We start from the raw sequence: 23,968 nt of genomic DNA, 5'->3' as shown, positions 1-23,968 counted from the left end.
CCCAGGCCGCCGAGTCCACCCCCCGGGCGTTCGTGTGCCGAGAGCCCCTGCTCGGCGGCGGTTCGGGCCCCCGGCGGGCCGTCCGGCCGCCTCCGCACTGTCGGTACCGGCCGCTAGCGTCGGACCGCACGTGGGAGGCGAGGGCGAGACCGTGGGAGAGGGGACGACATGACGGGTCGAGGGGCGCTGTTCGCGCTCACCGCCGACCGGGCCGCGCGGCTGGCCGGTGCCCGGGACGACCGCGAGGTGCTGCGCCTGCTCGCCGCGGCGGTAGAGCGCGCGCAGGTCGAGGAAGTTCGACCACAGGTGGCCGAAGTCCTCCTCACCGAACGGACCCCCGCCGAACGGCCCCGCGGGCTCGGCCGCCGACTCCAGGCGGACGAAACGGCCCGCAGCCAGGCCGCGTCCAAGGGCTCGAGCGCGGCCGCGACCTCCCGGACCTCCTGCACCTCGGTCAGGGCGGCCAGGTGACCCGCGCCCTGGTACAGCGGCAGCCCGCCCAGGACGGCGTGGGACAGCGGGTAGTGCGGGCTGCCGTGCGCCCCGGAGCCGAACGTCAGGGAGCCGTCGGTGAGGCAGCGGTGCAGCCGGTCCCAGGCCCTGTCGAGCTGGGCCAGCCAGTCACGTTCCCACTCCTCCTCGAGCGCGGCCGGCGCGGGCCGGGCGGTGGTCCTCACCGTCGACCGGTGACGCCCGCCGGGGCGGCTGCCGCGGTCAGGGCCGTTCGAAGAACTGCAGCACGCCGCCGACGGAGAAGCACAGCGCTCCGGCGAAGGTCCCCCAGTTGGCGATGTCCACGTTCACCAGGCTGTCGGTCTCGGGCCGGGTGAACGCGGCCAGGGCGGAGACCAGGAACAGCACCGAGCCGAGCTGGTTGACCATCACGATCCACCAGGCCAGGCTGCGTGAGCGCCAGCACGGCCGGCCGTGGCAGACCTCGACGATCGCCAGGTGGCCGGAGATCAGGAACAGCGCGCAGCCGATCAGGTCGGGCGTCCAGATCAGCCGGTTCACCTGCTGGGCCGTCAGGCCGGTCAGGAAGGAGTCGAGCAGGTTGATGCCGAACACCAGCGTGCCGACGAACAGGATGAAGGTGCTCAGCCAGTCGATCCGTAGCGGCTCGTAGCTCCACCACCGCCACCGGCCGGTCACCAGCGACCCGGACCAGCCGCCGGCCGCGTCGGTCCCGCGGCGCGGCGAGTTCACCGCCTGGAGCAGCGAGGTGTAGCCGCCGGTGTTGAAGAACAGGCCGCCCACGAAGTAGACGGTGGCGATCGTGGTCGCACCGGCGGACCCGAGCTGGGCGAGCGCCGCGCCGGCGGCGAACAGCGCGCCGCCCACCGTGAACGCGCCGGCCGCGATCAGGTTGAGCCTGGCCAGGCGGCGCAGCGCGACGTCGTCGGCGCGGCGGGCGCGGCGCTCGCCGCCGTCGTGGGTGCGTACCCGCAGCGCGCCGCGCTTTCGGGCCAGTCGCGACTCCCAGATCGCCGTCCCGCCCTGGGCCGGGCGCCGGGTCAGCCGGGTGGTGAACGGTCCCGCGCCCTCGGCGCGCTCCTCGGGTCGGCCCATCGGGCGAGCGTAACCGCGCGGGGCGGTCAGGGGCGGGTGGCCAGGTCCGTGTCTCCACCGATCCCCCGGATGCCGCCCCAAGCCTCCAGCAGCGGTGTCGGACCCGTCTGCGATGCTCCCCGGCAGGAGGGTCGGCGGGCGCCGACCGGGAGGGGCGGCTGGCGATGGCGTTCGACGGCGAGGTCTGGCGGCTGGTGCGGCGGGAGGGCCCGGCGGGCGAGGAGGGCGGCGTGGGCGAGATCGTCGTCGACGACGCCGACTTCCCGTGGCTGCACGGCCGCTTCGTCCCGGGCCCGGGGTTCCCCGCCGTGGAGCCGCTGTTCGCCCGGGCGCGGGCGCTGTGCGAGGCCGAGGAGTGGGAGGCGTTCGACGACGCGTACGAGGAGATCACCGGGCGCCTCGCGCTGGTCTCCCCGTCCGGGCCGGTGGCCGAGTTCCTGCTCCACATCGAGGACGGCCGCGCGTGGTTCCGCTGGAGCGAGGAGCCGTTCGAGGAGGGCTAGCACCGGGCCCGGCGCCCTGCGGCCTTCCGGAGACCGCCGGTCCGGTACGAGCAGCCGGTGGTACGGTCCGCGCCGGCGTCACCGACCGATGCGACGACCTCTACGCGGGGCGTCGACAGCACCCCCGTGCCGCGGACGGCCCGCTCCGGGCGGTTCCGTCGGAGGCGCCTCCCCGGACCCGGATCCGGTCCCGGAACAGGAACAGGAACAGGAACAGGAACAGCGGACCGTCAGCCGGTGCCCGGAAGGCTCCACTGCGCCGGTCCGGTGGCCGCCGGCGGCGCAGGGGCGAGGTGCTGCGGAAAGCCTGAGGTCCAGCACCGCGTGCCGTCCTCCAGGACCGCAAGGGCTTCCGTCCCGGGGAGTTGCTCGGCCCAGTCGAGTGCGCGTGCGGAACCCATGGCGAAGGCGGCAGTGGTCCAGGCGTCCGTGCGGGCCAGGCACCGGCCGATCAGGGTGACGGAGAGCATGCCTGTGACCGGACGATCGGTGTGCGGGTCGAGAATGTGGGCTCCGCGTTCCGCGACGCCGGAGGTGGCGACCGCGAGGTCGTGGCCGGTGACGACGGCGGCGAGTCCGCCCGGGCGCACCGGGTCGGCGATCCCGATCCGCCAGGGGCCGCCGCAGGTCTGAACGTCTCCGCCGCCGCCCACACTGTGCCAGGTGGATCCGGCCGCTCGCAGGTGTCGGGATGCCTCCTCCACGGCCCAGCCCTTCACCCAGCCGCTCGGGTCGAGCCGACCTCCGGGGTGGTCCGTGAACCAGCCGTCGGTCTCGATGGCAACCTCACGGCAGCTCTCCAGCACCTCGGCGACGTCGGGATCGCACTGGGCGAGCGTCAGTTCGCCGCGTCCGAGCCTGCTGATGTCGGAGGTCGGCCGGTAGGTGGAGAACACCTCGTCGATCCGGTGCAGCCGTTGGACGATCCGGCGCAGCGCAGGGCCTGTCGCGGCGGTGGGATCGCGGACGGTGAAGGAGAACACCGTACCCATGACATGTTCGGCGTGCCGCAGGGTCGCCCGCTGGGCCGAAGGACCGGCGGCCACCCCTACAGCCCCGCCTGGTCGAGGGCGCTCTGCAGTGAGCGGGTGTAGCCGTCGCTGGTGTACGTCGCGCCGGACACGGCATCGATGTGCGCGCTCTGGGCGGCGATCGCCTCCTGGCCGAGCTGTGGCAGGGCGAAGCTGTTGATCTCCTGGTCACGGCGGTCGTGACTGGGGTAGCGGATCACCTCGATCTTCGCGATCCTCCTGCCGTCCAGGGTGACTCTGACCTGGACGGCCCCGTAGCGGGTGTTGGCCGCGTCACCGGTCACCGATCGCGAGGCCCCGCCGGCTGCCGGGGCGGACGTCGCCGGCGGGGCCGGATCGGCGGCGGCGGGCGCGGAGGTGGTCGTCGGGGCCGGCGCCTCGGGGTCACCGGAGCTGATGACGCCACCGCCCGGGCCCACGTCGTGCGGTTTCAGCGAGAGCAGCAGGATCACCCCTGCCACGGTGGCGGTACTGGTGATGACGGCTCTACGCAAGGGAGTTCTCCTCAACGGTCGGGTGGTCGGTGACGGTCGACGGGTCAGAGTTCGAAGGATTCGCAGTGGATGCGCGAGCGCCGGACCCCGGCGGCCCGCAGAACTCGTCCGGCCTCGTCCGTGAAGGCCGGCGGTCCGCACAGGTAGACCTCGTGTGCGGCGAGGTCCGGGACAAGGCCGCGGAGTGCGGCACCGAGGTCGCCGATCTGGGCACGGGTGCCGAGCAGCTCGTGCACCTGGGCGCCGCGGGCGGTCGCGACGGTCGCCAGTTCGCCCCGGAAGAGGACGTCCTGCGGCCGGCGGGCGCGCTGGACGAGGGTCACCCGGCCCGGAAGTGTCTCGAACAGGGCACGAAGCGGGGTGATCCCGACTCCGGCGCCGAGCAGCAGCACCCTGTGCTCCCTGCGGCGGCCGGCGGTGAATGCCCCGTACGGACCCTCGGCTCGTAGGCGGGTACCGGGCTCGAGGCGGGCGACGGCGGCGCTGTGGCCGCCGACGTCCTTCACGGTGAAGCGCAGGAAGTGCGGGTGGGGCGGGGCGGAGAGTGAGTAGGGGTTGGCGGCCCAGCGCAGTTCGCGGGTCCGGAACTGGAGACGGAAAAACTGGCCTGCCTCGGCGCCGAGCCGGTCCAGGCGCTCGCCGGTGACGAACAGCGAGACCACGCCCGGTCCCTCCGGCCGGACTTCGGCCACCCGCATCCGATGGCGGCGGTCGCGCGCGAAGGGCACGAGGAGGCGGTACCAGCCGAGCAGGGCGGCGGTGCCGAGGTACAGCACCCACCAGGCGCCGCGCTCGGGCCCGCCGCCCAGGTCCGCGCCGTCGGCCAGCTGATGGCCGAAGCCGAGTGCGATGGCCAGGTACGTCGCCAGGTGCAGGTAGTACCAGGCCTCGTAGCTCATCCGGCGGCGCGCCGCCCGCGCGCTCACCGCGCCGGTCCCGAACATGATCACGGTGGCCAGTGCCGCCTTGATCATTTCGGGGTAGTGGAACACCAGACGCACCCCTTCGCCGACCGGACCGCGCCCGTCGGTCAGTGCGTAGCCCCAGGTGATGGTCAGAACGTGCACGGCGACCAGGCCGACCAGCCAGCGACCGCCGCCCGCATGCCAGCGCGCCAGGCGGTCCGCGCCGACCTCACGCTCCAGCAGGGGGATCCGGGCCATCAGGAACAGCAACACCGGCGCGGTGTACCCGGCCAGCAGGCCGGTGATCCGCCCTGCACCGGTGAGCCAGTCCGCGGCGCTGCTCACTTCGGCCGTCCCCCGCCACCAGACGGCCAGAACTCCGGCGGCTCCCGCGGCGATCAGTGCCTGCGCAACGCGCGCCACCGTTCCGGGCGGCAAGGGCCGCCGGACCGAGCCGTGACGGGCTGTCGTCGCCGGTCGGATACCGCGTGGCCGTGGCGGTGCGCCCATCCCGGCCTCCTCTCCGTTCGCTGTCGGCAACCCTGGCACCGCAAGCTCTCAGTTCCCTCTGAACGCGATGCCTCCGATCCCCATCGGTCGGCACGTTCTCGCAGGTCAATGACGTTCGGCCGGGACGAGGGGCAGAAGTGGATCTCATGGCCTTCTCATGTGGAAGGTGACAATGGGTCCAGCCGCCGCCCCAGAGCCCCTTGGATCCGCATGGACACCCTCTCCCCTGCTCAGCCGTCACCCTGGCGGATCCTGGTCGTGGACGACGAACCCGACCTGGTCGAGGTGGTCTGCGGCGCGCTCAGGTACGAGGGCTGGCTGGCGCGAGGCGCGGAGGACGGCCCGAGCGCCGTGGCGATCGCCGCCGAGTGGCGCCCGCACGCCGTGGTCCTGGACATGATGCTTCCCAGCCTCGACGGCATGCAGGTGCTGGAACGGATCCACGCCACCGGGCCGGAGGTCCGCGTGCTGTTCCTGACCGCCAGGGACGCCGTGGAGGACCGGATCGCCGCACTGGCGGCCGGCGGGGACGACTACGTCACCAAACCGTTCAGCCTCGCCGAGGTGGTGGTACGCCTTCGCGGTCTGCTGCGGCGGGCCACCCCGTCGGGGCCGGAGCGTGTCGCGCCCCCGGCGCACGCCTTGGTCCTGGGGGACCTGGTGCTGGACGAGCAGGCCCGCGAGGTCACCCGCGCCGGTGACACCGTCGACCTGAGCCCCACCGAGTTCGCCCTGCTGCACCTCCTGATGAGCCACCCACGGCAGGTACTGAGCAAGGCGCAGATCCTGGATGCGGTCTGGTCGTACGACTTCGGCGGCCAGGCCCACGTGGTCGAGCTCTACATCAGTTATCTCCGCAAGAAGATCGACGCCGGCCGGCCACCGATGATCCACACCGTTCGTGGAGCCGGCTACCTGATCAAGGTGCCGCAGTGATCGGCCCGGCGGCCCGGCGCGCCACCGCTCGCCTTCCCCTGCCACGCACCCTGCGGGCCCGTCTGGTCTCCGGCCTGCTCGCCCTGCTCCTGCTGACCTGCGGAGGGGTCGCCCTGGCCACCACCGAGGCGTTGCGCCACTTCCTGGTCGACCGCCTCGACCAGCAGCTCTCCGACACCTCCGGCCGCTATGCCGCCAGTCTGGAGCACCGGGACACCCGGGGCCCGGGAACCACGGGCGGCCGGAGCGACACCCGCGCCCAGGCACCCGGTACCTTCGGTGCCCGGCTGCTCGACGGCAGCGTCACGGACGCCGGCGTGGTCGACGGCGACGCCGACGATGCCGGCGTCGCCGCCGGGAACACTCCGGCCGACACCGACGACCAGGTGCAGCTGACCGCCGCCGACCAGCGGGCACTGGCCGCGCTGCCGGTCGGCGGCCTGGCACGGAGCGTCCGTCTGTCCGGGCTCGGGGGCTACCGGGTGCGCGCCTTCGCCGGCCAGGACGGCGATGTCCTGGTGACCGGGCTACCGCTGCGCCCGCTGGAGGCGACGACCCACCGACTCGTCACCGTGGAACTGGTGCTGTTCGCGGTCGCGCTGGCCGCCGCCACGGCCGCCGGCGCCTTCTGGATCCGCCTCTCCCTGCGCCCGCTCGACCGCGTCGTGGCAGCGGCCGAACGCGTCGGGAGCCTGCCACTGGCCAGTGGGGAGGTCGAACTCACCATCCGGGTAGGGGAGGACGACATCCGGACCGAGGTCGGCAGGGTCGGTGCGGCCCTCAACCGGATGCTCGGCCACGTCGAGGACGCCCTCGCCCAGCGCCAGGCCGTCGAGGAGCGGTTGCGGGCGTTCGCCGCGGACGCCAGCCACGAACTGCGCACCCCGGTGGCCACCGTCCGGGGCCACGCAGAACTGGCCCTGCGGCACCCCGGACCGACCGCCGATCCCGTACGCCACTCGCTCACCCGCATCGACGCCGAGTCCCGGCGGATGGGCACCATCGTCGAGGACCTGCTCCTGCTGGCCCGGCTCGACGCGGGGCGGCCACTCGCCCTCGGCAGCGTCGACCTGACACGGTTGGCCCTGGACGGCACCGACGACGCCCGCGCCGCCGGACCGCACCACCACTGGCGGCTCGACCTGTCCGAGGAGCCGGTCGTGGTCCCGGGGGACACTGACCGGCTCCGCCAGGTGGTGGCCAACCTGCTCGCCAACGCCCGCACCCACACCCCCCACGGCACCGAGGTGACGCTGACGCTCGAGCTCGGCGGCGGCCGGGCGCTGCTCACCGTCACCGACACCGGCCCCGGGATCGACCCCGAGATCGCGCCCCGGATCTTCGAACGCTTCGTGCGGGGCGACCGGGCCCGATCGAGAACGCACGGGAGCACCGGGCTGGGGCTCGCGATCGTGCACGCCGTCGTGGCCGCCCACAGCGGCACCGTGACGCTCTCCAGCCGCCCCGGTCGCACCGCTTTCACCGTGGCCCTCCCTCTGGAGTCGCCGGTCGGCACCGCCTGATGCGGCCCACGCGAGGATTGCGGCACGCCTGACCGTCTCGGACGGGCCGCCCTGTCCGGGCCCGGCTCGGATCGGGCCGATGTCCCGTCGCGGCGCCCCTGCGGGTTCCCTACGGCTGGCGATGCCGGGTCACGCTGTGCTGATCAGGCGGCCGGTCACCCGGGTCGGGACGATCCGCACCCACAGGTCGCGGATACCGGCCGCCCAGGGCTCCGCGCCGGGCTGAGCCGCGAGCCGCGCAGCGGAGTTGTCGTCGATGTGCTCGACCGTGCCGACCACGAGCACGCTCCAGCCCTCACTGTCGGATTCGTCCACGTGGTCCGCCTCGAAGGCCACCTCCGTGCCCTCGACGGCCGCGGCGGCCCCCGTTCGGGAGGTCCGGTAGACGATCGAGTGCGCATCGACGAGGTAGTTGACGGGGAGGATGGCGGGGCTCGACCCCGACGACACGGCCACGCGCCCGATGCCGTGGTCCGACAGTCGGTCCCAGCACTCCTGCTGGGTGAGCTTCATCAGCGCGGGATGTGGTCCCGGGGGAGGCTGGCCCGGCGGCAGATCGGTCCGCCCCTCCAGAAGCTCGCCGTAGGGCATCTGCAACGCTGCGGCCAGCCGGAGGACGGAGGCCTGGTCGAAACCTTCGCCCAGTTCCTCGAGGTGCTGGAGGTAGCGGAGTGACATTCCGGCTCGGTTCGCCAGCTCCTCACGGGTGAGGCCGAGCTGCCGGGACCGCAGCGCGATGCGCCGGGCGATGTCCTCCGGAGCGACCGGGCTTCCGTCCGGTTTCCCGGGCCGGGCACTTCTGTCGTTCATGGCGATCTTCCTCCTGCGATCGAGCATGCCACCGGTGGCGCGGGACGGCGCCGCCGATTGCTCCGCGCAATGGAACTCGCGGCGCGGGCGATCACCGGTCGCCGAGCCCCGGATGGTGCCTTGGACGGCCGGACCACCGGGGTTCCACGCTCCCCCACTCCTTCTCCCAGGCCGCCGACGCCGCCCGGTCGATCACGCGGCGCCCGAACAGGTAAACCGTGAACGCCGCGCCGGAAAGCACGGCCATGACCCCCGCCCCGGCCAGGACGGCCCTCGTGACGACCTCCGTTGCCGGCAGCGGCGCCGACGCCGGATGCCCGTGATCGTCGACCCAGACGGCGACCTCGGTTCCCGCGGCGGCGGCCGCAGCGACCGCGACCGGCCCACCGCCGCGCGTGGCCGGCGGGAACTGCCACACCGCCTGCGCGTGGAAGCCCCCCGTCCCGGTGCGCGCACCGGGCGCGTCCGGCACTGCCGCTTCGACGGTGGTCGCGATGGTCCGGTGCCGGTGCTGCCCCTCGTACCGTGCCTGTCGCTGGTCGATCCGTAGGACGTCGAGGGCCGTCAGCATCGCGAGGGCGAGGGCGACGACCAGAGCGAGGGTCAGGGCGATGGCGATACGGCTGCGTCGAACATCGCTGTGGCGGCTCAGGGGATTCGCCTCCCGGCCGGCCGCTCTCCGGATGTGCCGCCGGAGGGTGCTCCTGAGGGCGTCGCCCGTGGTCCTGGGCGTTGCGGGTGCCATGGTGCTCTCCTCTCCGCGGGCGTGGGTCCGAGGTGTGCCGGTCGGATCATGATCCGAACCGTCGGCCGACGACGAACTCCGGGTGGACGGTCAGGTAGCCGCTGGCCGGCCGGTGTCCCCACTGGCGCGGGCCCCGGTGGCGCAGGTCCTCGACCGTGACGGGGTCGGTCACCAGGTAGGAGCGGCCGACGATGAGGACGGTCCACCCTCGGAGCGTCCGCTGGTCGAAGTCGTCCGCCTGAAAGCCGACCACCTCCCCGTCCATCAGGTCCGCCCGCCAGCTCGCCGGCAGGGGAACGACCACCTCGCCGCGGCCGTACAGGGTGAAGCAGGCGGGAGTCACCGCCGGCATCGCGTCATGGGTGTGGATGAGGCGCCCGATCGCCGTCAGCCGGAGCAGGTCAAGACTCTCCTCGCGCCCGCACTCCTGGTCACCGGGGCGATCCTCCGATCGCGCGTTCGGGGCATCGCCGTTCGGCGGGGTGTCATCGGGAGCCATCGGGCTCACCTCCGAGCTGCGCAGCCGCAGCGGCGGACCTCGACGGCTCGGACGACGGGTCGCCGTGAGAACTGATGCACATGACGCCGGTCTCCTTCGGTGACTTCAACGGGCCGGACCTCGCAGCTCCCTGCCCGGTACGGGCGGCGGCCGCGGAAGGCGGATCCGGCCCGATCCGGCGGGCCCGCCGGAACCTCCACCGGACGCGGCCGGCCGGCCGGCGCCAGTCAGGTCCTGAACAGGGCCACCTTGAGGGCGTTGTTCCCGCCCGCGTCGGCGAACACGTCGTAGGCGTCAGGCATCTCGTCCAGGCCGAACCTGTGGGTCACCAGGGCGGAGACGTCCAACTGCCCGCCGGCGACCATGCGCAGGAGCAGCGGGGTGCTGCTGGTGTCGACCAGGCCGGTGGTGACCGTGATGTTCTTGATCCACAGGGTTTCGAGGTGGAGTGTGGCGGGCCTGCCGTGGACGCCGACGTTGGCGACCCGGCCGCCGGGGCGTACGACACGGGTGCAGAGCTCGAAGGATTCGGGGACGCCGACGGCTTCGACGGCCACGTCTGCGCCGAGGCCGTCCGGGCTCAGGGCGCGGATCGCCGTATCGGTGTCGTCCGCGACTCCGAGCGTGTCGTCCGCGCCGGCTCGTTCTGCCGCTTCGAGGCGGCCGGCGGCGAGGTCCACGGCGATGATCCGGGCGGGGCTGAGGAGCCGGGCGGTCGTGATCGCGGCCAGCCCGATCGGACCCGCGCCGACGATCACGACGATGTCGCCGGGGCCGACCTCTCCCTTGCGGACGCCGACCTCGTAGGAGGTGGGCAGGACGTCGGCGAGCAGGAGTGCCGTCTCGTCCGTGACCTCGTCGGGCAGCTTGTGGAGGGAGTTGTCCGCGAAGGGGGTGCGGACGTACTCGGCCTGGGTGCCGTCGACGAGGTGGCCGAGGATCCAGCCACCTCCGCCGGTGCACTGGCCGTAGGTCCCCTTACGGCAGTACGCGCAGCGTCCGCAGGCCGAGATGCAGGAGACCAGGACGCGGTCACCGGGCGTCACCGTCCGCACGCCCGGTCCGGTCCCGGTGACGGTGCCGACGGCCTCGTGGCCGAGGATCCGCCCGTCGGCGACCTCGGGGACGTCACCCTTGAGGATGTGCAGATCGGTTCCGCAGATGGTCACCGCGTCCACCCGTACCACGGCGTCCTCCGGATCGAGGACGGCCGGGTCGGGTACCTCGCCCCAGGTGCGACGGCCGGGGCCGTGGTAGGTGAGTGCCTTCATGCCCGATCACTCTCCGCGTCATCGAAGGTGGCTCTCCTCCGATGGTGCGCGGCCCCCGGCACCACGCCGTAGGGCCGGTCGGTCCGGGCATCGGGGCCACCTGGGCCGGGCGCGCGCCGGGTTCGACGCTCACGTGGCGTCCGCCGGTCCGAAGTGCACGTTCTGCGGCCGGGGACCCGGCGGGGGAACGACGGCGACCGGGCAGTGGGCGTGGTGGACGACGGCCTGGCTGACCGAGCCGAGGCGGCTGAACGGACCCTCGGGCGTACCGTGGCGGCCGACCACGACCAGCTGGTGCGTCTTCGACAGGGCCACCAGGTGTCTGGCGGGGCCGGCCCGTACGGCGTCCTCCTCGACCGGGACGTCGGGGTACTTCTCCTGCCACCCGGCCATGACCTCGGCGAGGAGCCGCTGCTCCTCGGCCACCACGTGGCCGGACTCGTAGACCGGTGGAAGCGCGTGGCCAGGACCGAGGACCAGAGGGTAGCTCCAGGCGTGGATCGCCCGCAGTGGCAGGCCGCGGCGGCGGGCGCTGTCGAAGGCGAACGCGAGGATGTCGTCGGACGGTTCGCGTCCCTCCACGCCGACCGCGATGCCGTCCACCGCCTCGGCGGCCGTGGCCCGGACGACGACGACCGGGCAGGCGGCGTGCGCGGTGACGTGCAGGCTGGTGGACCCGACGAGCAGCCCCTGGAACCCGCCCGACCCCCGGGAGCCCAGGACGAGCACGCCTGCCTCGGCGCTGAGGGCGACGAGCGCCTCGCGCGGGCTCGCGTCCACGACCCCGCTGCTGACCTCCAGGCCAGGGTGCCGTGCCGCAGCACGTTCGGCGACCACCCGCAGCGCTTCCTCGCCCTTGTGTCTGGCCGCCCGGGCGTCCAGCGACTCCGGCGCCTGGTCCGGTTCCCACAGCCACGCGTGGACGAGATGCAGGCGCATCCCCCGGGACCGGGCTTCGTCCGCGGCCCAGTCGACGGCCGCGCCTGCGCTCTCGGGATCGTCGACCCCGACGATCACTGGACGTGCCATGACATGCTCCTTCGCTCCGTGCAGGCGAGGCGCCGGGCCGCCCGGAACGCTCACCGGGACCGGGAGCGCTGCCCTGCTGTCGATCCTCGGACGGCGATCCGGCACCGGCAACCGGCGATGTCAGTTGCCGGTCGCCCGGTCGCCCGGACCAGTGGCACCGGCAGGCCTCGCGTGGGAATCGCGGGTGTGCCCGAAGTGGTGGAGATGGGCGCCGGGCCCGGGAAAGACCAGGGTGACCCGGCCTGTGTCCGACCAGCGAACATCGTAGGGCGGGGTGCCGTCGGCGTGGTGGAGGGCGATGACCTCGCCGTCACGACTGGGGGTTCCCAGGACCGGGCTTTCGATGATCAGCCGGTCCCCCACTGCTGCCTTCATGCCGGTTCGAACCTCCTCCTTGTGCAGGCGGCCCGTCGGACCTGCCCAAGCCTGTCCCACGCTGCCTCGTGGCGCCGGACCGAGGCCTGGGTCGTTCAGGCCCGATCGAGGGCCGTCCGGCCCTGATCCGGTCGGGCCGAGGGTGGTGGACGATGGAGTGGGTGGCGACTCCTCTCGCGGGGGTCCGGAGCACCGGGTAGCACGGGAAAGGAGCGGGCGATGTCGACGTCCGACGGCGACGCCATCCGCACGATGGCGTGGAGGGTGGAGCAGCCGGGCCCGATCGCGTCGACTCCGCTGAGACGTACGGAGCGGACGGTCGCGGGACCCGGTCCGGGGGAACTGCTCATCGAGGTGGCCGCCTGCGGCGTGTGCCGGACCGATCTCCACCTCGTCGAGGGCGACCTCGAACCTCGCAGCCCCCGGTGCACGCCTGGTCATGAGGTCGTGGGTCGGGTCCTCCACTGCGGTCCGGAGGTGCACGGCTTCTCCCCCGGCGACCGGGTCGGGGTGGCCTGGCTGGCCGGCACCTGCGGCGGGTGCCTGTACTGCCGGGCCGGCCGCGAGAACCTCTGCCCGGAGTCCCGGTACACGGGCTGGGACGTGCACGGCGGGTACGCCGGGTACACGGTGGCCGACGCCCGCTTCGTCTACGGGCTACCGGAGGGGCCGCCCGACGAGGAGCTGGCACCGCTGCTGTGCGCCGGGATCATTGGCTACCGGGCCCTGGAACGGGCCGAGCTGCCGCCGGGCGGCAGGCTGGGGATCTACGGCTTCGGCGCTTCCGCGCATCTGACGGCGCAGCTGGCCCTCGGCCGGGGCGCGACCGTGCACGTCCTGACGCGGGCCGAGGAGGCCCGGCGGCTGGCGTTGGAGCTGGGCGCGGCCTCCGCCGGGGACGCGTACGGCTCGCCGCCGGAGCCGCTCGACGCGGCGATCCTCTTCGCGCCCGTCGGCGACCTGGTGCCGGTGGCGCTGGCGGCGTTGGACCGGGGCGGCACGCTGGCGGTGGCCGGCATCCACCTCTCCGACGTCCCCGTGCTCGACTACCAGCGGCACCTCTTCCAGGAGCGGACCCTTCGCAGCGTGACCGCCAACACCCGTGCGGACGGCCGCGCCTACCTGGCCGAGGCCACGCTCCACCGCCCGGTCGTCCGTGTCCGTCGGTACGCCATGGACCGGGCCGACCAGGCGCTGGCGGACCTGGCGGCCGATCGGGTCACCGGGGTCGCCGTCCTGATGGCGGACTGACCTGTGGACTGACTCTGCGTGAGTTCGCGGCGGAGCGGTCCTCCGTGCGGATCTGTTCGGCTCACGAGCGCCGCTCCGGCGGGGGAAGCGGGACCCGCCACACGAGTCTGGTCCCACTGTCGGGTCCCGGGCCGGCCTGGAAGCACCCGCCGAGACGCCGCGCCCGCTCCGCGAGGTTGGCCAGCCCGCTCCGGGGACCGTCCGGTGGAAGGCCGACTCCGTCGTCGGTGACCGTCAGGTTGAGCTCGCTGTCGGCGGTCAGGTCCACCTGGACCTGGTGGGCGTGCGCGTGGCGGACGGCGTTCGAGAGGGCTTCCTCCAGGACGGCGACCAGCGCATCGGCGACCGGCGGGGGCACCCGGAGGTCCAACAGGCCGTCCATCCTCAGCCCGGGGGCGAAGCCGAGTCCGGCGGCTGCCCGGTCGATTGTCGCGACCACCCTCGCGCGCAGCCCGTGAGCGGCCGATCCGCGGGTTCCGGCGCGTAGTCCGAAGATGCTGGAGCGGATCGTCCGCACCGTCTCGTCGAGGTCGTCGATGGCCCGTAGTACCCGGTCCGAGGCCTCGGGGTGCTCGATGAAGCGGGTGGCACCCTGGAGGGTCATCCCGGTGGCGAACAGGCGCTGGATCGCCAGGTCGTGCAGGTCCCGGGCGATCCGGTCGCGCTCTTCGAGGAGTGCGACCTGTTCGGAGTCGCGGCGGCGCTCGGCCAGCTCCATCGCCACGGCGGCCTGCGCGGCGAAGCCCGCCAGTGGGGTGGACTCCTCCGGTCCGAAGGGTGGTTTGCCCTCCGCCCGGGCCAGCATCAGTACACCGCGCACCCCTCCTTCCGCCGTGCCGATCGGCACGGCGGCGGCCGGTCCGAGTCCGGCCCATCGCGGCGGTCCGGCCGTGATCCTCGGGTCCTTGCGCACGTCGCCGGTGGTGACCAGCCCACCGGTCGTGACGGCTGCACCGACGAAGGACCCTTCCTTCGGCAGGACGAGCCCGCGGTGCACCTCCGCGTCCAGTCCGACGGCGACACTCACTTCGAGGCTCCTGCCGTCGGGGGAGGGCAGGGCCACCACCGTGAGGTCCGCGCCGGCGATGTCGGCGGCGCGCGCGATCAGAAGGTCGAACACCTCCTGTTGCGAGCTGCCCGACAACAGGATCTTGGTGACCTCCGCGCTCGCCGCCAGCCAGCGCTCGCCCAGCCTCGCCTGCGTGTACAGCCGGGCGTTGTCGATCGCCACGCCGGCCGCGACCGCCAGGGTCTCGAGGACGGATTCGTCCTCCTCGTCGAACTGTGCTCCCCCGCGCTTCTCGGTGAGGTAGAGGTTGCCGTAGACCGTGTCGCGGACCCGGATCGGCACGCCCAGGAAGCTGTGCATCGGCGGATGGTGCTCGGGGACGCCGTAGGAGGACGGGTGCTCGGAGATCTCCGTCAGCCGGAGCGGCTCGGGACGGCGGATCAGCTCGCCCAGCAGGCCGTGCCCGCTCGGTAGCGCTCCGATGCGCTCGGCCCGTTCCCGGTCCATGCCGACGGGGATGAACCGGGACAGCCGCTGGTCCTCGCCGATGACGCCGAGCGCGCCGTACTCCGCATCCACCAGAGCGACTGCGGCCTCCACGATGTGCTGGAGCACCTGGCTGAGGTCGAGGTCGTGGCCGACGACGAGAACCGCCTCCAGGAGGCTGTGGATCCGATTCGCGGTGCCGTGCGCGGTTTCCAGACGTGACTGGAGCCCCCGCAGGAGATCGTCCAGCCCCGGCTGCGCCGAGTCGGTGGGGCCCCGCTCCGAGGACGAGCCCACCGCATCGCTCCGTTCGCAGGTGTCACGGCTTCACCACCCCGGAACCCAGACTAGGGCCGCTGCCCTGCGCTGTCCCTCCGGCCAGGGCATCAGGCCGAATCGTGGACGTGCGCTGGGCGGAACCGCTCAGTCACCGGCGTGTCCGGCGCGCCGCCCGGATCGGGTGATCAGGCGGGCTGCCGCGAGGCCGACGGGCGCTGCCACCCCCGCCCGGATCTGCAGGGTGTCCGGGCACCCGCTGCGGACCTCCTTGTCGACCGGAACGGACTCGCCGGTCAGCATCGACTCGTCGACGAGTAGCGCGTCTGCCCGGTCGAGCACCGCGTCCGCCGGGACGATGTCGCCCTCGGCCAGCAGCAGCACGTCGCCCGGCACGATGTCGACGGAGGACACAACACGTTCCGTTCCGGCGCACAGGACCCGCACCGTCGGAGCGGTCATGGCCGACAGTGCCGCGACGGCGCGGTCGGCGCGGGTCTCCTGGATCACCCCGACCGTGGTGTTGACCGCGATCACCAGGGCGATGACGACGGCGTCCGGATGGTCCCCGATCGCCAGGGTGAGCGCGACGGCTGCCAGCAGGACCATGATCAGCGGGTCGCGCAGTTGGACGGCCGCTCTCGACCACGACGACGCCCGGCGCTCGGAGCGGATCTCGTTCGGCCCGTACCGTGCCGGCCGCCGGGCGGCCTCGGTGTCCCTCCAGCCCCCCGGGGCCGCAGCTCGGACGGCGGGGCGGTGCCGGGAGGGGACGCGGTCATCCTGGGCTCCGGTGCCGGCCGGAACGGGGTCCCGCGCTCACCGCGGTCCTGCCGTGTCGAGCGTGCCGGCCGGTTCGGAACCGCCCTGATCCAGGCGGAACGGCGGGTAGGTGTCGGTCATCAGGGCGGCGTAGGCGGCGACCCGCAGCACCCAGCGGTCCAGGCCGACGACGAGATCGAAGATCCCGAGCGGGTAGCGGCCGGTCACGGCCAGGGAGACCCCGGCGAACAGGACCAGCAGGCCGACGAGACCCCCGCCGGCCCAGCCTTCCCGGCCCTCCCCGACGAAGAGTGCCAGGAGGGCGTACTGCGGAAGCGCCAGCAGCCACCACTTGACCAATACCAGTCCTCGGGAAAGTTGCTCGGGGTAGGCGACGTCCAGGTGCGCGGGGTAGTCGGGTGCCTCGGCGAGGGTGAACGGGGGGTACCTGTCGGTGCCCAGCGCTCCGTAGGCGTAGTAGGACACCCGCCAGGACCAGCGCAGCACCCCGAGGTTGAAGTCGAAGATCGGGCGCGGGTAGCGGCCGGTGAGGAGAATCGCGAAGAAGGCGCCCACGCTGAGGACGGCGAAGACGATCCAGAGGAGGAACAGGACGATCCAGTGCGGGATCGCCAGGATCCACTTCACCAGCCACAACCAGCGGGACAGCGGCAGGTCGAGCCGGGCATCGACGCGCACCGGCTGCTCGGTCACCGGCAAGGCCATGGGGATCAGCTCCTTCGGAAGCCGCCGTGGCCGTGGCTTTCACGGCGGTTCTGTGTCTCACGGTGCCCTCGGTGGCCGAGGACCGGCGGTGGGCCCCGCTTCGCCCAGCGGACCGGGACCGGTCAGGTCGTGGAACGGGACGGAGTCCCCCGCCGCCGGGTGGCTCATCCGGTGCACCCCGCTCACGGCCGTCCGAGGCCGGGGTTCTCGGGGTCCAGGACGTCGGATACGGCGAGGCGGGGAGTGGGCGAGCCTTCCGGCCCGTAACCGAGGCGGATCAGCACCTGCGCGAAGCCCGGGCCTTCCCTCGGGTCGCGGGCGACCCAGCGCAGTTCCGGCCACTCCATGGCCTGGTGCAGGAGTGATGCCCGGATCTGGTGCAGGGTCGCGACCAGCAGGACGTGCTCCAGCGCGATGCCGGCGCGGAGCCAGTCCGCGGGCGTGTCGCCCCGGGTGGCGAGGACGGCGATGCACGGCTCAGCCTCGAACGCGGCCGGTGGCAGTGGCTCGACGGGGTGGATGGCGGAGAAGTCCCGCATCGGCATCCGGCCTGCGCTGTCCTGTGGACCGAGCGCGCTGCGGGGAATCCCGTAGGCGGGCGCATCGGGCCCCTGGATCCAGCTGCGGCTCTCAGCACCGCGCATGGGGTCCGTGGTGTTGCGGCGCTCGGCCTCCGCGGTCAGTTCCAGCAGCCGGGTTCGCTCCTCACCGGCCGGGAAGCGCAGCTGGGCCTCCTCCGCCGACGCGGTCTCGGCAAGCCGGTCGAGCACTGCGGCAGGGATCGGCGGCCCGGTGAACGGGGTCCGGACGGTGTGCCGCCGCCAGATCGCGTCGTAGAGCTCGGTGGTACTGGCGAGCTGGACGCGGGAGAGCTCGTCCAGTTCGATCGCGGCCAGCAGGTCGGGTTCGGCGGAATCGGGCAGCAGACGGAGCAGCGGCGCCCAGCCCATCCGGCGGGCGGCGATGCGGAGGTTGAGAATCGCGGCTCCCACGGAGATGTGCAGCGCGCGCCGGTCCGGGTCGGTGACCGGCAGCGAGCGTTCCTGGAGCGCGCGTACCTGGAGGGTCGAGGTGTCCGGGTCCAGCCGGAAGCGCCAGGGCTGGGTGTTGTGGATGGACGGCGCGGCGACCGCGGCGGAGATCAGTTTCTCCAACGCGGCTGCGTCGAGGGCCAAGGTGTCCATGGGATGCTCCCTGGTTCGGCGGGTTCAGCCGGATACCGGCCCGGCGGAGCCGGATCTCAGGGTGTCCAGGCGGTGGCGGTACTCGTCGGCGTCGATCTCGCCCCGGGCGAAGCGTTCGGCGAGCAGCCGTTCCGGCGACGGCGGCGGGGCCGCCTGGGTGTCGGGCGGGCCTTGCCGGGGCAGGTGGCCGAGGTAACGGGTCAGGGCGATTGTGACGACGATCAGCAGTCCCAGGAGCAGCAGGATGCTGATGATCATGAAGCCGAAGCCCCAGCCACCCATCTCATGGTCGTTCCAGTACCTCATCGCGGGCTCCCGGTCGTGCCGACGAGGCTGTTGCCTCACTCCCCACGGTGCGCCCCGTCGAGGGAGTCCGGCTTGGGCCGACCGGCCCGGACTTCCGGACCGGTCGGGCTCACCGCGGCCGGGGCGGGTGCTGCTCGGTGTCGGCGTGCGCGGCGATCACGGCCGCCTGGAGCCGTCGTTCGACACCGAGTTTGGCGAGCAGCCGCGACACGTGGTTCTTCACCGTCTTCTCGGCGAGGTAGAGCTCCTGGCCGATCTCCCGGTTGGTCCTCCCCTCCCCCACCAGCGCGAGGATCTCCCGCTCCCGCGGGGTCAACTGGGACAGCGCGGCCTCGGCGTCGGACTCGTCGTGGTGGCGCAGGCTCTCCATCAGTTTCCGGGTGGTGGCCGGGTCCAGCATCGACTGCCCCGATGCCACCGTGCGCACTGCGCTGACCAGGTCGGCGCCCTTGACCTGCTTCAGGACGTATCCGGCGGCGCCGGCCATGATCGCGTCGAGCAGGGCCTCGTCGTCGTCGAACGAGGTCAGCATCAGGCACACCAGCCCGGGCATCCGATCGCGCAGCTCGCGGCAGACGGTCACGCCGTTGCCGTCCGGCAGCCGTACGTCCAGCACCGCGACCTGGGGCCGCAGGGCGGGCACCCTGGCCAGTGCCTGCGCGCAAGTGCCGCCCTCACCGACGACCTCGATGTCGGGTTCGGCCTCCAGCAGGTCCCGCACTCCGCGCCGCACCACCTCGTGGTCGTCGAGCAGGAACACGCGCAGGGGCTGCCGGGACTCGCCGGCCTCGGTCTCGTCCATCGATCGTCTCCTGAACCGGACGGCGGACACCTGCCTCGATTGTCCCCGGGGCGCGGCCAGGCCGCAGAGGACGCCGGGGACGTACGGACCCGGGTGGTCAACAGGGTGGCCCGGTGGGCCCCGGCGAACGACGCGGTCGGTGCAGGCCGAGGGGACGGCCGGGCGGTGGTAGGGAGGGTCCCGCGCGGCGGTGGGTGTTGCGTCGACCGGATGCCGAAGGTGAGGGCCGTTCGTTCTTCCCGGCTCTGGTCACCACCGCGCTGACCTGCATCCTGGGCGATGCTCGGAGTGTGAACGGACACCGGACCGCGGTCGGACGGGTCATCCTCGGGTCGGCGGTCGCCATCGCCGTCCACGGCCTCCTCCTCCGGCCTCACCTGCTGACCTGGGGAGCGACCCGCGGCGAGGCCGAACGCGCGTACCCGGGGGACGAGCTGGTCCCGGATGCGAACAGCATGTCGACGATGGCCTCAACCCTTCCCGGGCCACCGGCGAAGGTGTGGCCGTGGCTGGCGCAGATGGGCCACGACCGCGCGGGCTGGTACAGCTGGGACTGGCTGGACAACGGCGGACGGCCCAGTGCGGACCGCCTCGTCCCGTGGTGGCAGCACCCGGCCGTGGGGCAGCGGCTGAACTCGACGTCCGGCGGCCGCAGCTGGTTCACGGTTGCGGAGCTCGTACCGGAACGGACTCTGGTGCTGCGTGCCGACCTGCGGCTGCCCTCCGGCCGCCCGTTCGATCCGGCCGAGGGGCCGGCACCCCGGGCGTTCGTCTCGTCGATCTGGAGCTTCCACCTCGAACCGGCCGACGCTGGCACCCGTCTGGTCGTCCGTACCCGCGGGCGAAGCCGTCCGCGCCTGCTCACCGGCCCCTTGGACCTGCTGTTCTGGGAGCCCGCCCATCTCGTCATGCAGACCAGACAGTTCCATAACCTTCGCGCACGCGTCCGCGCGGCGCGGTGACCTCGGCATGCGGTACGTGCCGCGCCGGCGCGCCGACCGCGGCGAGGGCTGATCACGCCGGGCGCCGGGGAGGTCACGCAGGGGCGACGGCCCTGACATCGACGTCCACGACGCCGGGGACGGCCCGGACCAGAGACTCCAGGACGGCGGGGGTCGAGGTGTCGGGCAGGGTGCCGGCCAAGGTGATCCTGCCCTCCTCCGCCCGGACCTCGACTGCCGCGGCTAGCGTGGGGTGGAGCGCTGCGAGGAGTTCGAGTCTCACCTGGCCGGCGAGATCCTCGTCGGTCCGAAGGTGGATCTTGAGCAGGTCACCCCGGCTGACGATGCCGACCAGGAAGCCTTCCTCGTCGACCACGGGAAGACGTTTCAGGTGGCCGCGGGCCATGGCCCGGGCGGCTTCCGCCGTCGGGCTCTGCGCATGCACGGTGACGGCCGGCTCCGACATCACCTGGTTGGCGGTGAACGCCTCGGCTCGTTCGGGCTCGCGGTCCTGGGTCGTCAGCAGGTCGGCCTCGGAGACGACTCCGACCACGCGGCCGTCGCCGGCGAGGACGGGCACCGCGCTGACCTTCCACTGCCGGAGCGCGTCCAGGATCTCTCGGAACGTCGCACCGCGGCCGACGGCGACGACGGCGTGCGTCATCACCTCACCGACGCTGTTCCACTGGGGTGTCATGGTGTGCTCCCGAGGGGATCGGGGTGTGCTGCGGGGCCGGGGCCGGCGCTGCCTTCCCGGAGAGCACTGAAGGACAGCGGTCCCAGCAGGTCGGAGAGGCGTTGCAGGACGTCCAGGAAGAGGTCGTCGACGGCCAGGAGCCTGACGAGCCGGGCCCCGTCCAGCACGGGCAGTCGCCGCACCCCGGTCCGGCGGAGAACCCGGTAGGCGGTCTCCAGGTCGTCGGTCACGTCCACCGTGACGGCGGGAGCCGACATGAACTCGAACACCGGAGTCTCCGGGTCGGCGCCCGGGGCCAGCGCCCGGACCACCAGGTCACGGTCGGTGAGGACGCCGTGCAGGGTGGCGTCCTCGGCGACGAGCACGCAGCCGACCGCTTCCTCGTCCATGCGGCGGGCTGCCTGCCGCACGGTGGCGGTCGGCAGCACGGCGATCGGCGGGGTGATCATCAGGTCGGCGACTCGCATCGCTCCTGCTCCAGGGTGATCGCGGGCGTTCGGCACCTCGCACGGGTGCCGGTGGTCGTGAGGACCGTGCAGTGCCTCGGCACGCCCGTGCGGCTGGTTGTGTCTTCAGGAGAACGTCCGGTGCCAGGTTGAGGCCAGGGCAGGCCGGTACCGGGCAGGTGGGCCGGTCGGCCCTGGCGGGTGGGCCCCCGCCGGTGATGTCCTGGGGCCACGGGCGACGCGCCGTGTCATGGCCCCGAGGTCTCGACGATGCCGTCACGGCCCGGAGTCGGGTCGCGTTCCGGGCCGGCCGTCCGCCTCGTTCCGAACCCTGGGAGCAGCGATGCGCCGTGTGATCCGGTTCGCCGACCTCCGGCGTGAGGACGTCGGCGTGGTCGGGGGAAAGAACTCCTCGCTGGGCGAGTTGATCGGACATTTGGCGCCGGCGGGCGTCCGGGTGCCGGACGGGTTCGCCACCACCGCCGACGCCTACCGGGAGTTCCTGGACACCGGCGGCCTCGGCGGACGGATCCGTGCACACCTCGAGCGGTTGCACGCGGGCGCGGATCTCCCCGAGGTCGGCGCTGCGGTACGCGCTGCCGTGCTGGCCACCGACCTGCCTGCCGAGTTGGAGCGGGAGCTGAGCGCCTGCTATGAGCAACTGGCGCGCGGGGTGGGACGGACCGAGCCCGATGTGGCGGTGCGCAGCAGCGCGACTGCGGAGGACCTTCCCGAGGCGAGCTTCGCCGGGCAGCAGGAGACGTTCCTGAACGTCCGGGGCCGTGACGCTCTTCTGGGCGCCTGTCGGCGCTGCTTCGCCTCGCTGTTCACCGACCGGGCGATCGATTACCGGGAGCGCCTCGGTTTCGACCACCTGTCGGTCGCGTTGTCGGTGGGGGTCCAGCTGATGGTCCGATCGGATCTTGGCGGGGCCGGGGTGATGTTCACGCTGGATCCCGAGACCGGCTTTCCGGACGTGGTGGTGGTGAGTGCGGCCTGGGGGCTCGGTGAGACGGTGGTCAGCGGGCAGGTCGAGCCTGACGAGTACACGGTGTTCAAGCCGCTGCTCGGTGACGACGCGCTGAACCCGGTCGTCCAGGCCGCACTCGGCGCCAAGCGCAGCAAGGCGGTGTACGCCGACGAGGGTCTGACTCGCACCGTGGAGACGTCTCCCGAGGAGCGGGCCGGCCGGGTGCTCGATGATGCCGAGGTCCGTAGGCTGGCCGAGTGGGCGGTCGCGGTGGAACGGCACTACGGGTGCAGGATGGACCTGGAGTGGGCCAAGGACGGCCGGACCGGACAGCTGTTCATCGTGCAGGCCAGGCCGGAGACCGTCCAGTCGCGGCAGCACGGGGCCGTCTTTCACCGCTACCGGCTGACCGGCGGCGGTGAGCGGCTGATCGACGGGATCGCCGTCGGTGAGGCTGTGGGCGTGGGTCCGGTGTGCAGCCTGGACAGTCCGGCGGACCTCGATCGGTTCCCTACCGGCTCGGTCCTGGTCACGGCGATCACCGACCCGGACTGGGAGCCGCTGATTAAGCGGGCGGCCGCCATCGTGACCGATCACGGCGGCCGCACCTCGCACGCGGCAATCGTCAGCCGGGAACTCGGCGTGCCCGCGCTGGTGGGCACGGGCCGGGCCACCACCGTCCTGGCGGACCGTCAGGAGGTCACCGTCTCGTGTGCCGAGGGCGCCGAAGGACATGTCTACGCCGGGCGGGTCGACTACGAGGAGTCGGAGATCGATCTGGGCTCGCTGCCGGGGACCCGGACGAAGGTGATGCTGAACCTGGCCGACCCCGCCGCCGCGTTCCGGTGGTGGCGCCTGCCGGCCGACGGCGTCGGACTGGCCCGGATGGAGTTCATGGTCGCGCACCAGGTGCGGGTACACCCGATGGTCCTGGTGCACCCCGACCGCCTCTCCCCCGAGGACCGCCGCCTCGTCGACGAGATCAGCAGCGGGTACAGCGACCGTACGGAGTACTTCGTCGACCGGCTGGCGCAGGGCGTCGCCCGGATCGCCGCCGCCCGCTGGCCGGAGCCGGTGGTGGTGCGGACCAGCGACTTCAAGTCCAACGAGTACGCCCGTCTGATCGGCGGCGGGCCGTTCGAGCCGGTCGAGGCCAACCCGATGATCGGGTGGCGGGGGGCGAGCCGCTACTACGACGAGCGCTACCGGGAGGGATTCGCCCTGGAATGCCGGGCGCTGCGCAAGGTTCGGGACGCGATGGGACTCACCAACGTTGTGGTGATGATCCCGTTCTGCCGGACGCCGCAGGAGGCCGACGACGTGCTCGCCGTGATGGCCGATGACGGGTTGGCCCGTGGCCGGAACGGGCTACGGGTCCACGTGATGGCGGAGATCCCGGCCAACATCATGCTGGCCGAGCAGTTCGCGGAGCGCTTCGACGGCTTCTCGATCGGCAGCAACGACCTCACTCAGCTCACCCTGGGGATCGACCGCGACTCGGAGCTGTTGGCGCATCTGTTCGACGAACGCAATCCGGCCGTCACCCGCAGCATCCAGAGCCTGATCGCCACCGCCCACGCGGCCGGCCGAACCGTCGGCCTGTGCGGTCAACGCCCGAGCAATGACCCGGACTTCACAGGCTTCCTGGTCGACGCCGGTATCGACTCCGTCTCGGTGACCCCGGACAGCTTCGCCGCCGTCAAGCAGCACGTCGCGGCGGCCGAGGACCATGCCCGGTGACCGGCCCCGGCGCGCCTGGTACAGGTGCTCTCCGGCGCCGGTCGCCCGTCCGGGGTCACGGTCGTCGCCCGTCGCGAAGGCAGGAGTGGGGTCGGGGCCTGCGGCGGTTCGATCCCGTCGTGCCCGGCCCCCGGGTCGGACCGGTCGCCGGCCCGACCCGGATGGCCGTCCG

General features: G+C 72.8%; 24 protein-coding genes and 2 pseudogenes. 6 read left to right on the top strand and 20 right to left on the bottom strand.

The window, feature by feature from the left end; genetic code table 11:
- Positions 1–113 precede the first annotated feature (113 nt).
- On the bottom strand, positions 114–677 hold the full coding sequence (locus tag AB0D08_RS02245) for a DUF1877 family protein (protein WP_359885980.1): 564 nt from the start codon (positions 675–677) through the stop codon (positions 114–116).
- 37 nt (positions 678–714) lie between these two features.
- A complete protein-coding gene (locus AB0D08_RS02240; protein ID WP_033823903.1) occupies positions 715–1,569 on the bottom strand; it encodes a hypothetical protein in 855 nt (284 codons plus the stop codon).
- A 164-nt stretch (positions 1,570–1,733) separates the two neighbouring features.
- On the opposite strand from AB0D08_RS02240, the gene AB0D08_RS02235 reads away from it, so the two are divergent.
- A complete protein-coding gene (locus AB0D08_RS02235; RefSeq protein WP_033823904.1) occupies positions 1,734–2,072 on the top strand; it encodes a hypothetical protein in 339 nt (112 codons plus the stop codon).
- Between the two features lie 230 nt (positions 2,073–2,302).
- Here AB0D08_RS02235 and AB0D08_RS02230 read toward each other — a convergent pair whose 3' ends face one another.
- From AB0D08_RS02230 to AB0D08_RS02220, 3 genes are read right to left on the bottom strand one after another with little or no spacing between them, the layout of a single operon-like run.
- Positions 2,303–3,064: an FAD:protein FMN transferase gene (locus tag AB0D08_RS02230; RefSeq protein ID WP_359885979.1), complete on the bottom strand. Its 762-nt coding sequence runs from the start codon at positions 3,062–3,064 to the stop codon at positions 2,303–2,305.
- A gap of 56 nt (positions 3,065–3,120) precedes the next feature.
- Positions 3,121–3,597 carry an FMN-binding protein gene (locus AB0D08_RS02225; RefSeq protein WP_359885978.1) on the bottom strand — a complete coding sequence of 159 codons (477 nt, stop codon included), beginning with the start codon at positions 3,595–3,597 and terminating at the stop codon, positions 3,121–3,123.
- A 44-nt stretch (positions 3,598–3,641) separates the two neighbouring features.
- The gene (locus tag AB0D08_RS02220; protein ID WP_359885977.1) at positions 3,642–4,847 is read right to left on the bottom strand and encodes a ferredoxin reductase family protein; all 1,206 of its coding nucleotides are present in this window, start codon (positions 4,845–4,847) and stop codon (positions 3,642–3,644) included.
- A gap of 375 nt (positions 4,848–5,222) precedes the next feature.
- On the opposite strand from AB0D08_RS02220, the gene AB0D08_RS02215 reads away from it, so the two are divergent.
- Positions 5,223–5,948, top strand: a complete 726-nt coding sequence (locus AB0D08_RS02215) for a response regulator transcription factor (protein WP_033823907.1) — start codon at positions 5,223–5,225, stop codon at positions 5,946–5,948.
- Positions 5,945–7,471, top strand: coding sequence for a HAMP domain-containing sensor histidine kinase (locus tag AB0D08_RS02210; protein ID WP_359885976.1), 1,527 nt, complete (start codon positions 5,945–5,947; stop codon positions 7,469–7,471). Before AB0D08_RS02215 ends, AB0D08_RS02210 begins: the two co-directional genes overlap by 4 nt.
- 129 nt (positions 7,472–7,600) lie before the next feature.
- Here AB0D08_RS02210 and AB0D08_RS02205 read toward each other — a convergent pair whose 3' ends face one another.
- The 6 genes and pseudogenes from AB0D08_RS02205 to AB0D08_RS02180 form a co-directional block, all read right to left on the bottom strand.
- A complete protein-coding gene (locus AB0D08_RS02205; protein WP_359885975.1) occupies positions 7,601–8,281 on the bottom strand; it encodes a pyridoxamine 5'-phosphate oxidase family protein in 681 nt (226 codons plus the stop codon).
- A 91-nt stretch (positions 8,282–8,372) separates the two neighbouring features.
- Positions 8,373–9,026, bottom strand: a complete 654-nt coding sequence (locus AB0D08_RS02200; RefSeq protein WP_359885974.1) for a hypothetical protein — start codon at positions 9,024–9,026, stop codon at positions 8,373–8,375.
- A gap of 46 nt (positions 9,027–9,072) precedes the next feature.
- Positions 9,073–9,525 carry a pyridoxamine 5'-phosphate oxidase family protein gene (locus AB0D08_RS02195; protein ID WP_051813881.1) on the bottom strand — a complete coding sequence of 151 codons (453 nt, stop codon included), beginning with the start codon at positions 9,523–9,525 and terminating at the stop codon, positions 9,073–9,075.
- A 227-nt stretch (positions 9,526–9,752) separates the two neighbouring features.
- Positions 9,753–10,796 carry an alcohol dehydrogenase catalytic domain-containing protein gene (locus AB0D08_RS02190; protein WP_033823910.1) on the bottom strand — a complete coding sequence of 348 codons (1,044 nt, stop codon included), beginning with the start codon at positions 10,794–10,796 and terminating at the stop codon, positions 9,753–9,755.
- A 129-nt stretch (positions 10,797–10,925) separates the two neighbouring features.
- Complete coding sequence (locus tag AB0D08_RS02185) at positions 10,926–11,825, bottom strand: universal stress protein (RefSeq protein WP_359885973.1); 900 nt, start codon at positions 11,823–11,825, stop codon at positions 10,926–10,928.
- Between the two features lie 195 nt (positions 11,826–12,020).
- Positions 12,021–12,200 (bottom strand): annotated as a pseudogene (locus AB0D08_RS02180) (DUF1918 domain-containing protein); the annotation flags it as partial.
- A 219-nt stretch (positions 12,201–12,419) separates the two neighbouring features.
- Here AB0D08_RS02180 and AB0D08_RS02175 point away from each other — a divergent pair.
- The gene (locus AB0D08_RS02175; protein ID WP_033823912.1) at positions 12,420–13,451 is read left to right on the top strand and encodes a zinc-dependent alcohol dehydrogenase family protein; all 1,032 of its coding nucleotides are present in this window, start codon (positions 12,420–12,422) and stop codon (positions 13,449–13,451) included.
- A gap of 61 nt (positions 13,452–13,512) precedes the next feature.
- On the opposite strand, the gene AB0D08_RS02170 is transcribed toward AB0D08_RS02175, so the two are convergent.
- The 7 genes and pseudogenes from AB0D08_RS02170 to AB0D08_RS02140 form a co-directional block, all read right to left on the bottom strand.
- Positions 13,513–15,243: a GAF domain-containing sensor histidine kinase gene (locus tag AB0D08_RS02170; RefSeq protein WP_359885972.1), complete on the bottom strand. Its 1,731-nt coding sequence runs from the start codon at positions 15,241–15,243 to the stop codon at positions 13,513–13,515.
- A gap of 126 nt (positions 15,244–15,369) precedes the next feature.
- Positions 15,370–15,831, bottom strand: coding sequence for an HAD-IC family P-type ATPase (locus AB0D08_RS02165; protein ID WP_359886040.1), 462 nt, complete (start codon positions 15,829–15,831; stop codon positions 15,370–15,372).
- Positions 15,817–15,930 (bottom strand): annotated as a pseudogene (locus AB0D08_RS02160) (cation-transporting P-type ATPase); the annotation flags it as partial. The pseudogene AB0D08_RS02160 and the gene AB0D08_RS02165, both read right to left, overlap by 15 nt.
- A 111-nt stretch (positions 15,931–16,041) precedes the next feature.
- Positions 16,042–16,710, bottom strand: coding sequence for a DUF4389 domain-containing protein (locus tag AB0D08_RS02155; RefSeq protein WP_033823914.1), 669 nt, complete (start codon positions 16,708–16,710; stop codon positions 16,042–16,044).
- 182 nt (positions 16,711–16,892) lie between these two features.
- Complete coding sequence (locus AB0D08_RS02150; RefSeq protein ID WP_033823915.1) at positions 16,893–17,894, bottom strand: hypothetical protein; 1,002 nt, start codon at positions 17,892–17,894, stop codon at positions 16,893–16,895.
- Positions 17,895–17,918: 24 nt separating this feature from the next.
- Positions 17,919–18,200, bottom strand: coding sequence for an SHOCT domain-containing protein (locus AB0D08_RS02145; RefSeq protein ID WP_359885971.1), 282 nt, complete (start codon positions 18,198–18,200; stop codon positions 17,919–17,921).
- Between the two features lie 109 nt (positions 18,201–18,309).
- Positions 18,310–19,002, bottom strand: a complete 693-nt coding sequence (locus AB0D08_RS02140) for a response regulator transcription factor (RefSeq protein WP_033823917.1) — start codon at positions 19,000–19,002, stop codon at positions 18,310–18,312.
- A gap of 290 nt (positions 19,003–19,292) precedes the next feature.
- Here AB0D08_RS02140 and AB0D08_RS02135 point away from each other — a divergent pair, with 290 nt between their 5' ends.
- Positions 19,293–19,964, top strand: a complete 672-nt coding sequence (locus AB0D08_RS02135; RefSeq protein ID WP_359885970.1) for a hypothetical protein — start codon at positions 19,293–19,295, stop codon at positions 19,962–19,964.
- A 73-nt stretch (positions 19,965–20,037) separates the two neighbouring features.
- Here AB0D08_RS02135 and AB0D08_RS02130 read toward each other — a convergent pair whose 3' ends face one another.
- Entirely contained in the window at positions 20,038–20,640 is a 603-nt protein-coding gene (locus AB0D08_RS02130; RefSeq protein ID WP_359885969.1) for a CBS domain-containing protein, read from the bottom strand.
- A complete protein-coding gene (locus AB0D08_RS02125; protein WP_359885968.1) occupies positions 20,637–21,107 on the bottom strand; it encodes a CBS domain-containing protein in 471 nt (156 codons plus the stop codon). The genes AB0D08_RS02130 and AB0D08_RS02125 overlap by 4 nt, the downstream gene beginning before the upstream one ends.
- Positions 21,108–21,429: 322 nt before the next feature.
- Here AB0D08_RS02125 and ppsA point away from each other — a divergent pair, with 322 nt between their 5' ends.
- On the top strand, positions 21,430–23,796 hold the full coding sequence (ppsA, locus tag AB0D08_RS02120; RefSeq protein ID WP_359885967.1) for a phosphoenolpyruvate synthase: 2,367 nt from the start codon (positions 21,430–21,432) through the stop codon (positions 23,794–23,796).
- Positions 23,797–23,968: the final 172 nt, after the last annotated feature.

Source organism: Kitasatospora sp. NPDC048540 (genome assembly GCF_040651175.1).
In the GTDB taxonomy this organism is placed as follows: domain Bacteria; phylum Actinomycetota; class Actinomycetes; order Streptomycetales; family Streptomycetaceae; genus Kitasatospora.
Note: the sequence above shows the minus strand (reverse complement) of the source record. Positions and strands in the feature narration are given on the sequence as shown.

Bases quoted from the DNA above. Each gene is read 5' to 3' on its own strand.
- AB0D08_RS02240 (WP_033823903.1), bottom strand. From the start codon at position 1,569: ATGGGCCGACCCGAGGAGCGCGCCGAGGGCGCGGGACCGTTCACCACC.
- AB0D08_RS02235 (WP_033823904.1), top strand. From the start codon at position 1,734: ATGGCGTTCGACGGCGAGGTCTGGCGGCTGGTGCGGCGGGAGGGCCCG.
- AB0D08_RS02230 (WP_359885979.1), bottom strand. From the start codon at position 3,064: ATGGGTACGGTGTTCTCCTTCACCGTCCGCGATCCCACCGCCGCGACA.
- AB0D08_RS02215 (WP_033823907.1), top strand. From the start codon at position 5,223: ATGGACACCCTCTCCCCTGCTCAGCCGTCACCCTGGCGGATCCTGGTC.
- AB0D08_RS02205 (WP_359885975.1), bottom strand. From the start codon at position 8,281: ATGAACGACAGAAGTGCCCGGCCCGGGAAACCGGACGGAAGCCCGGTC.
- AB0D08_RS02200 (WP_359885974.1), bottom strand. From the start codon at position 9,026: ATGGCACCCGCAACGCCCAGGACCACGGGCGACGCCCTCAGGAGCACC.
- AB0D08_RS02195 (WP_051813881.1), bottom strand. From the start codon at position 9,525: ATGGCTCCCGATGACACCCCGCCGAACGGCGATGCCCCGAACGCGCGA.
- AB0D08_RS02190 (WP_033823910.1), bottom strand. From the start codon at position 10,796: ATGAAGGCACTCACCTACCACGGCCCCGGCCGTCGCACCTGGGGCGAG.
- AB0D08_RS02185 (WP_359885973.1), bottom strand. From the start codon at position 11,825: ATGGCACGTCCAGTGATCGTCGGGGTCGACGATCCCGAGAGCGCAGGC.
- AB0D08_RS02175 (WP_033823912.1), top strand. From the start codon at position 12,420: ATGTCGACGTCCGACGGCGACGCCATCCGCACGATGGCGTGGAGGGTG.
- AB0D08_RS02165 (WP_359886040.1), bottom strand. From the start codon at position 15,831: ATGGTCCTGCTGGCAGCCGTCGCGCTCACCCTGGCGATCGGGGACCAT.
- AB0D08_RS02155 (WP_033823914.1), bottom strand. From the start codon at position 16,710: ATGGCCTTGCCGGTGACCGAGCAGCCGGTGCGCGTCGATGCCCGGCTC.
- AB0D08_RS02150 (WP_033823915.1), bottom strand. From the start codon at position 17,894: ATGGACACCTTGGCCCTCGACGCAGCCGCGTTGGAGAAACTGATCTCC.
- AB0D08_RS02145 (WP_359885971.1), bottom strand. From the start codon at position 18,200: ATGAGGTACTGGAACGACCATGAGATGGGTGGCTGGGGCTTCGGCTTC.
- AB0D08_RS02140 (WP_033823917.1), bottom strand. From the start codon at position 19,002: ATGGACGAGACCGAGGCCGGCGAGTCCCGGCAGCCCCTGCGCGTGTTC.
- AB0D08_RS02130 (WP_359885969.1), bottom strand. From the start codon at position 20,640: ATGACACCCCAGTGGAACAGCGTCGGTGAGGTGATGACGCACGCCGTC.
- AB0D08_RS02125 (WP_359885968.1), bottom strand. From the start codon at position 21,107: ATGCGAGTCGCCGACCTGATGATCACCCCGCCGATCGCCGTGCTGCCG.
- ppsA (WP_359885967.1), top strand. From the start codon at position 21,430: ATGCGCCGTGTGATCCGGTTCGCCGACCTCCGGCGTGAGGACGTCGGC.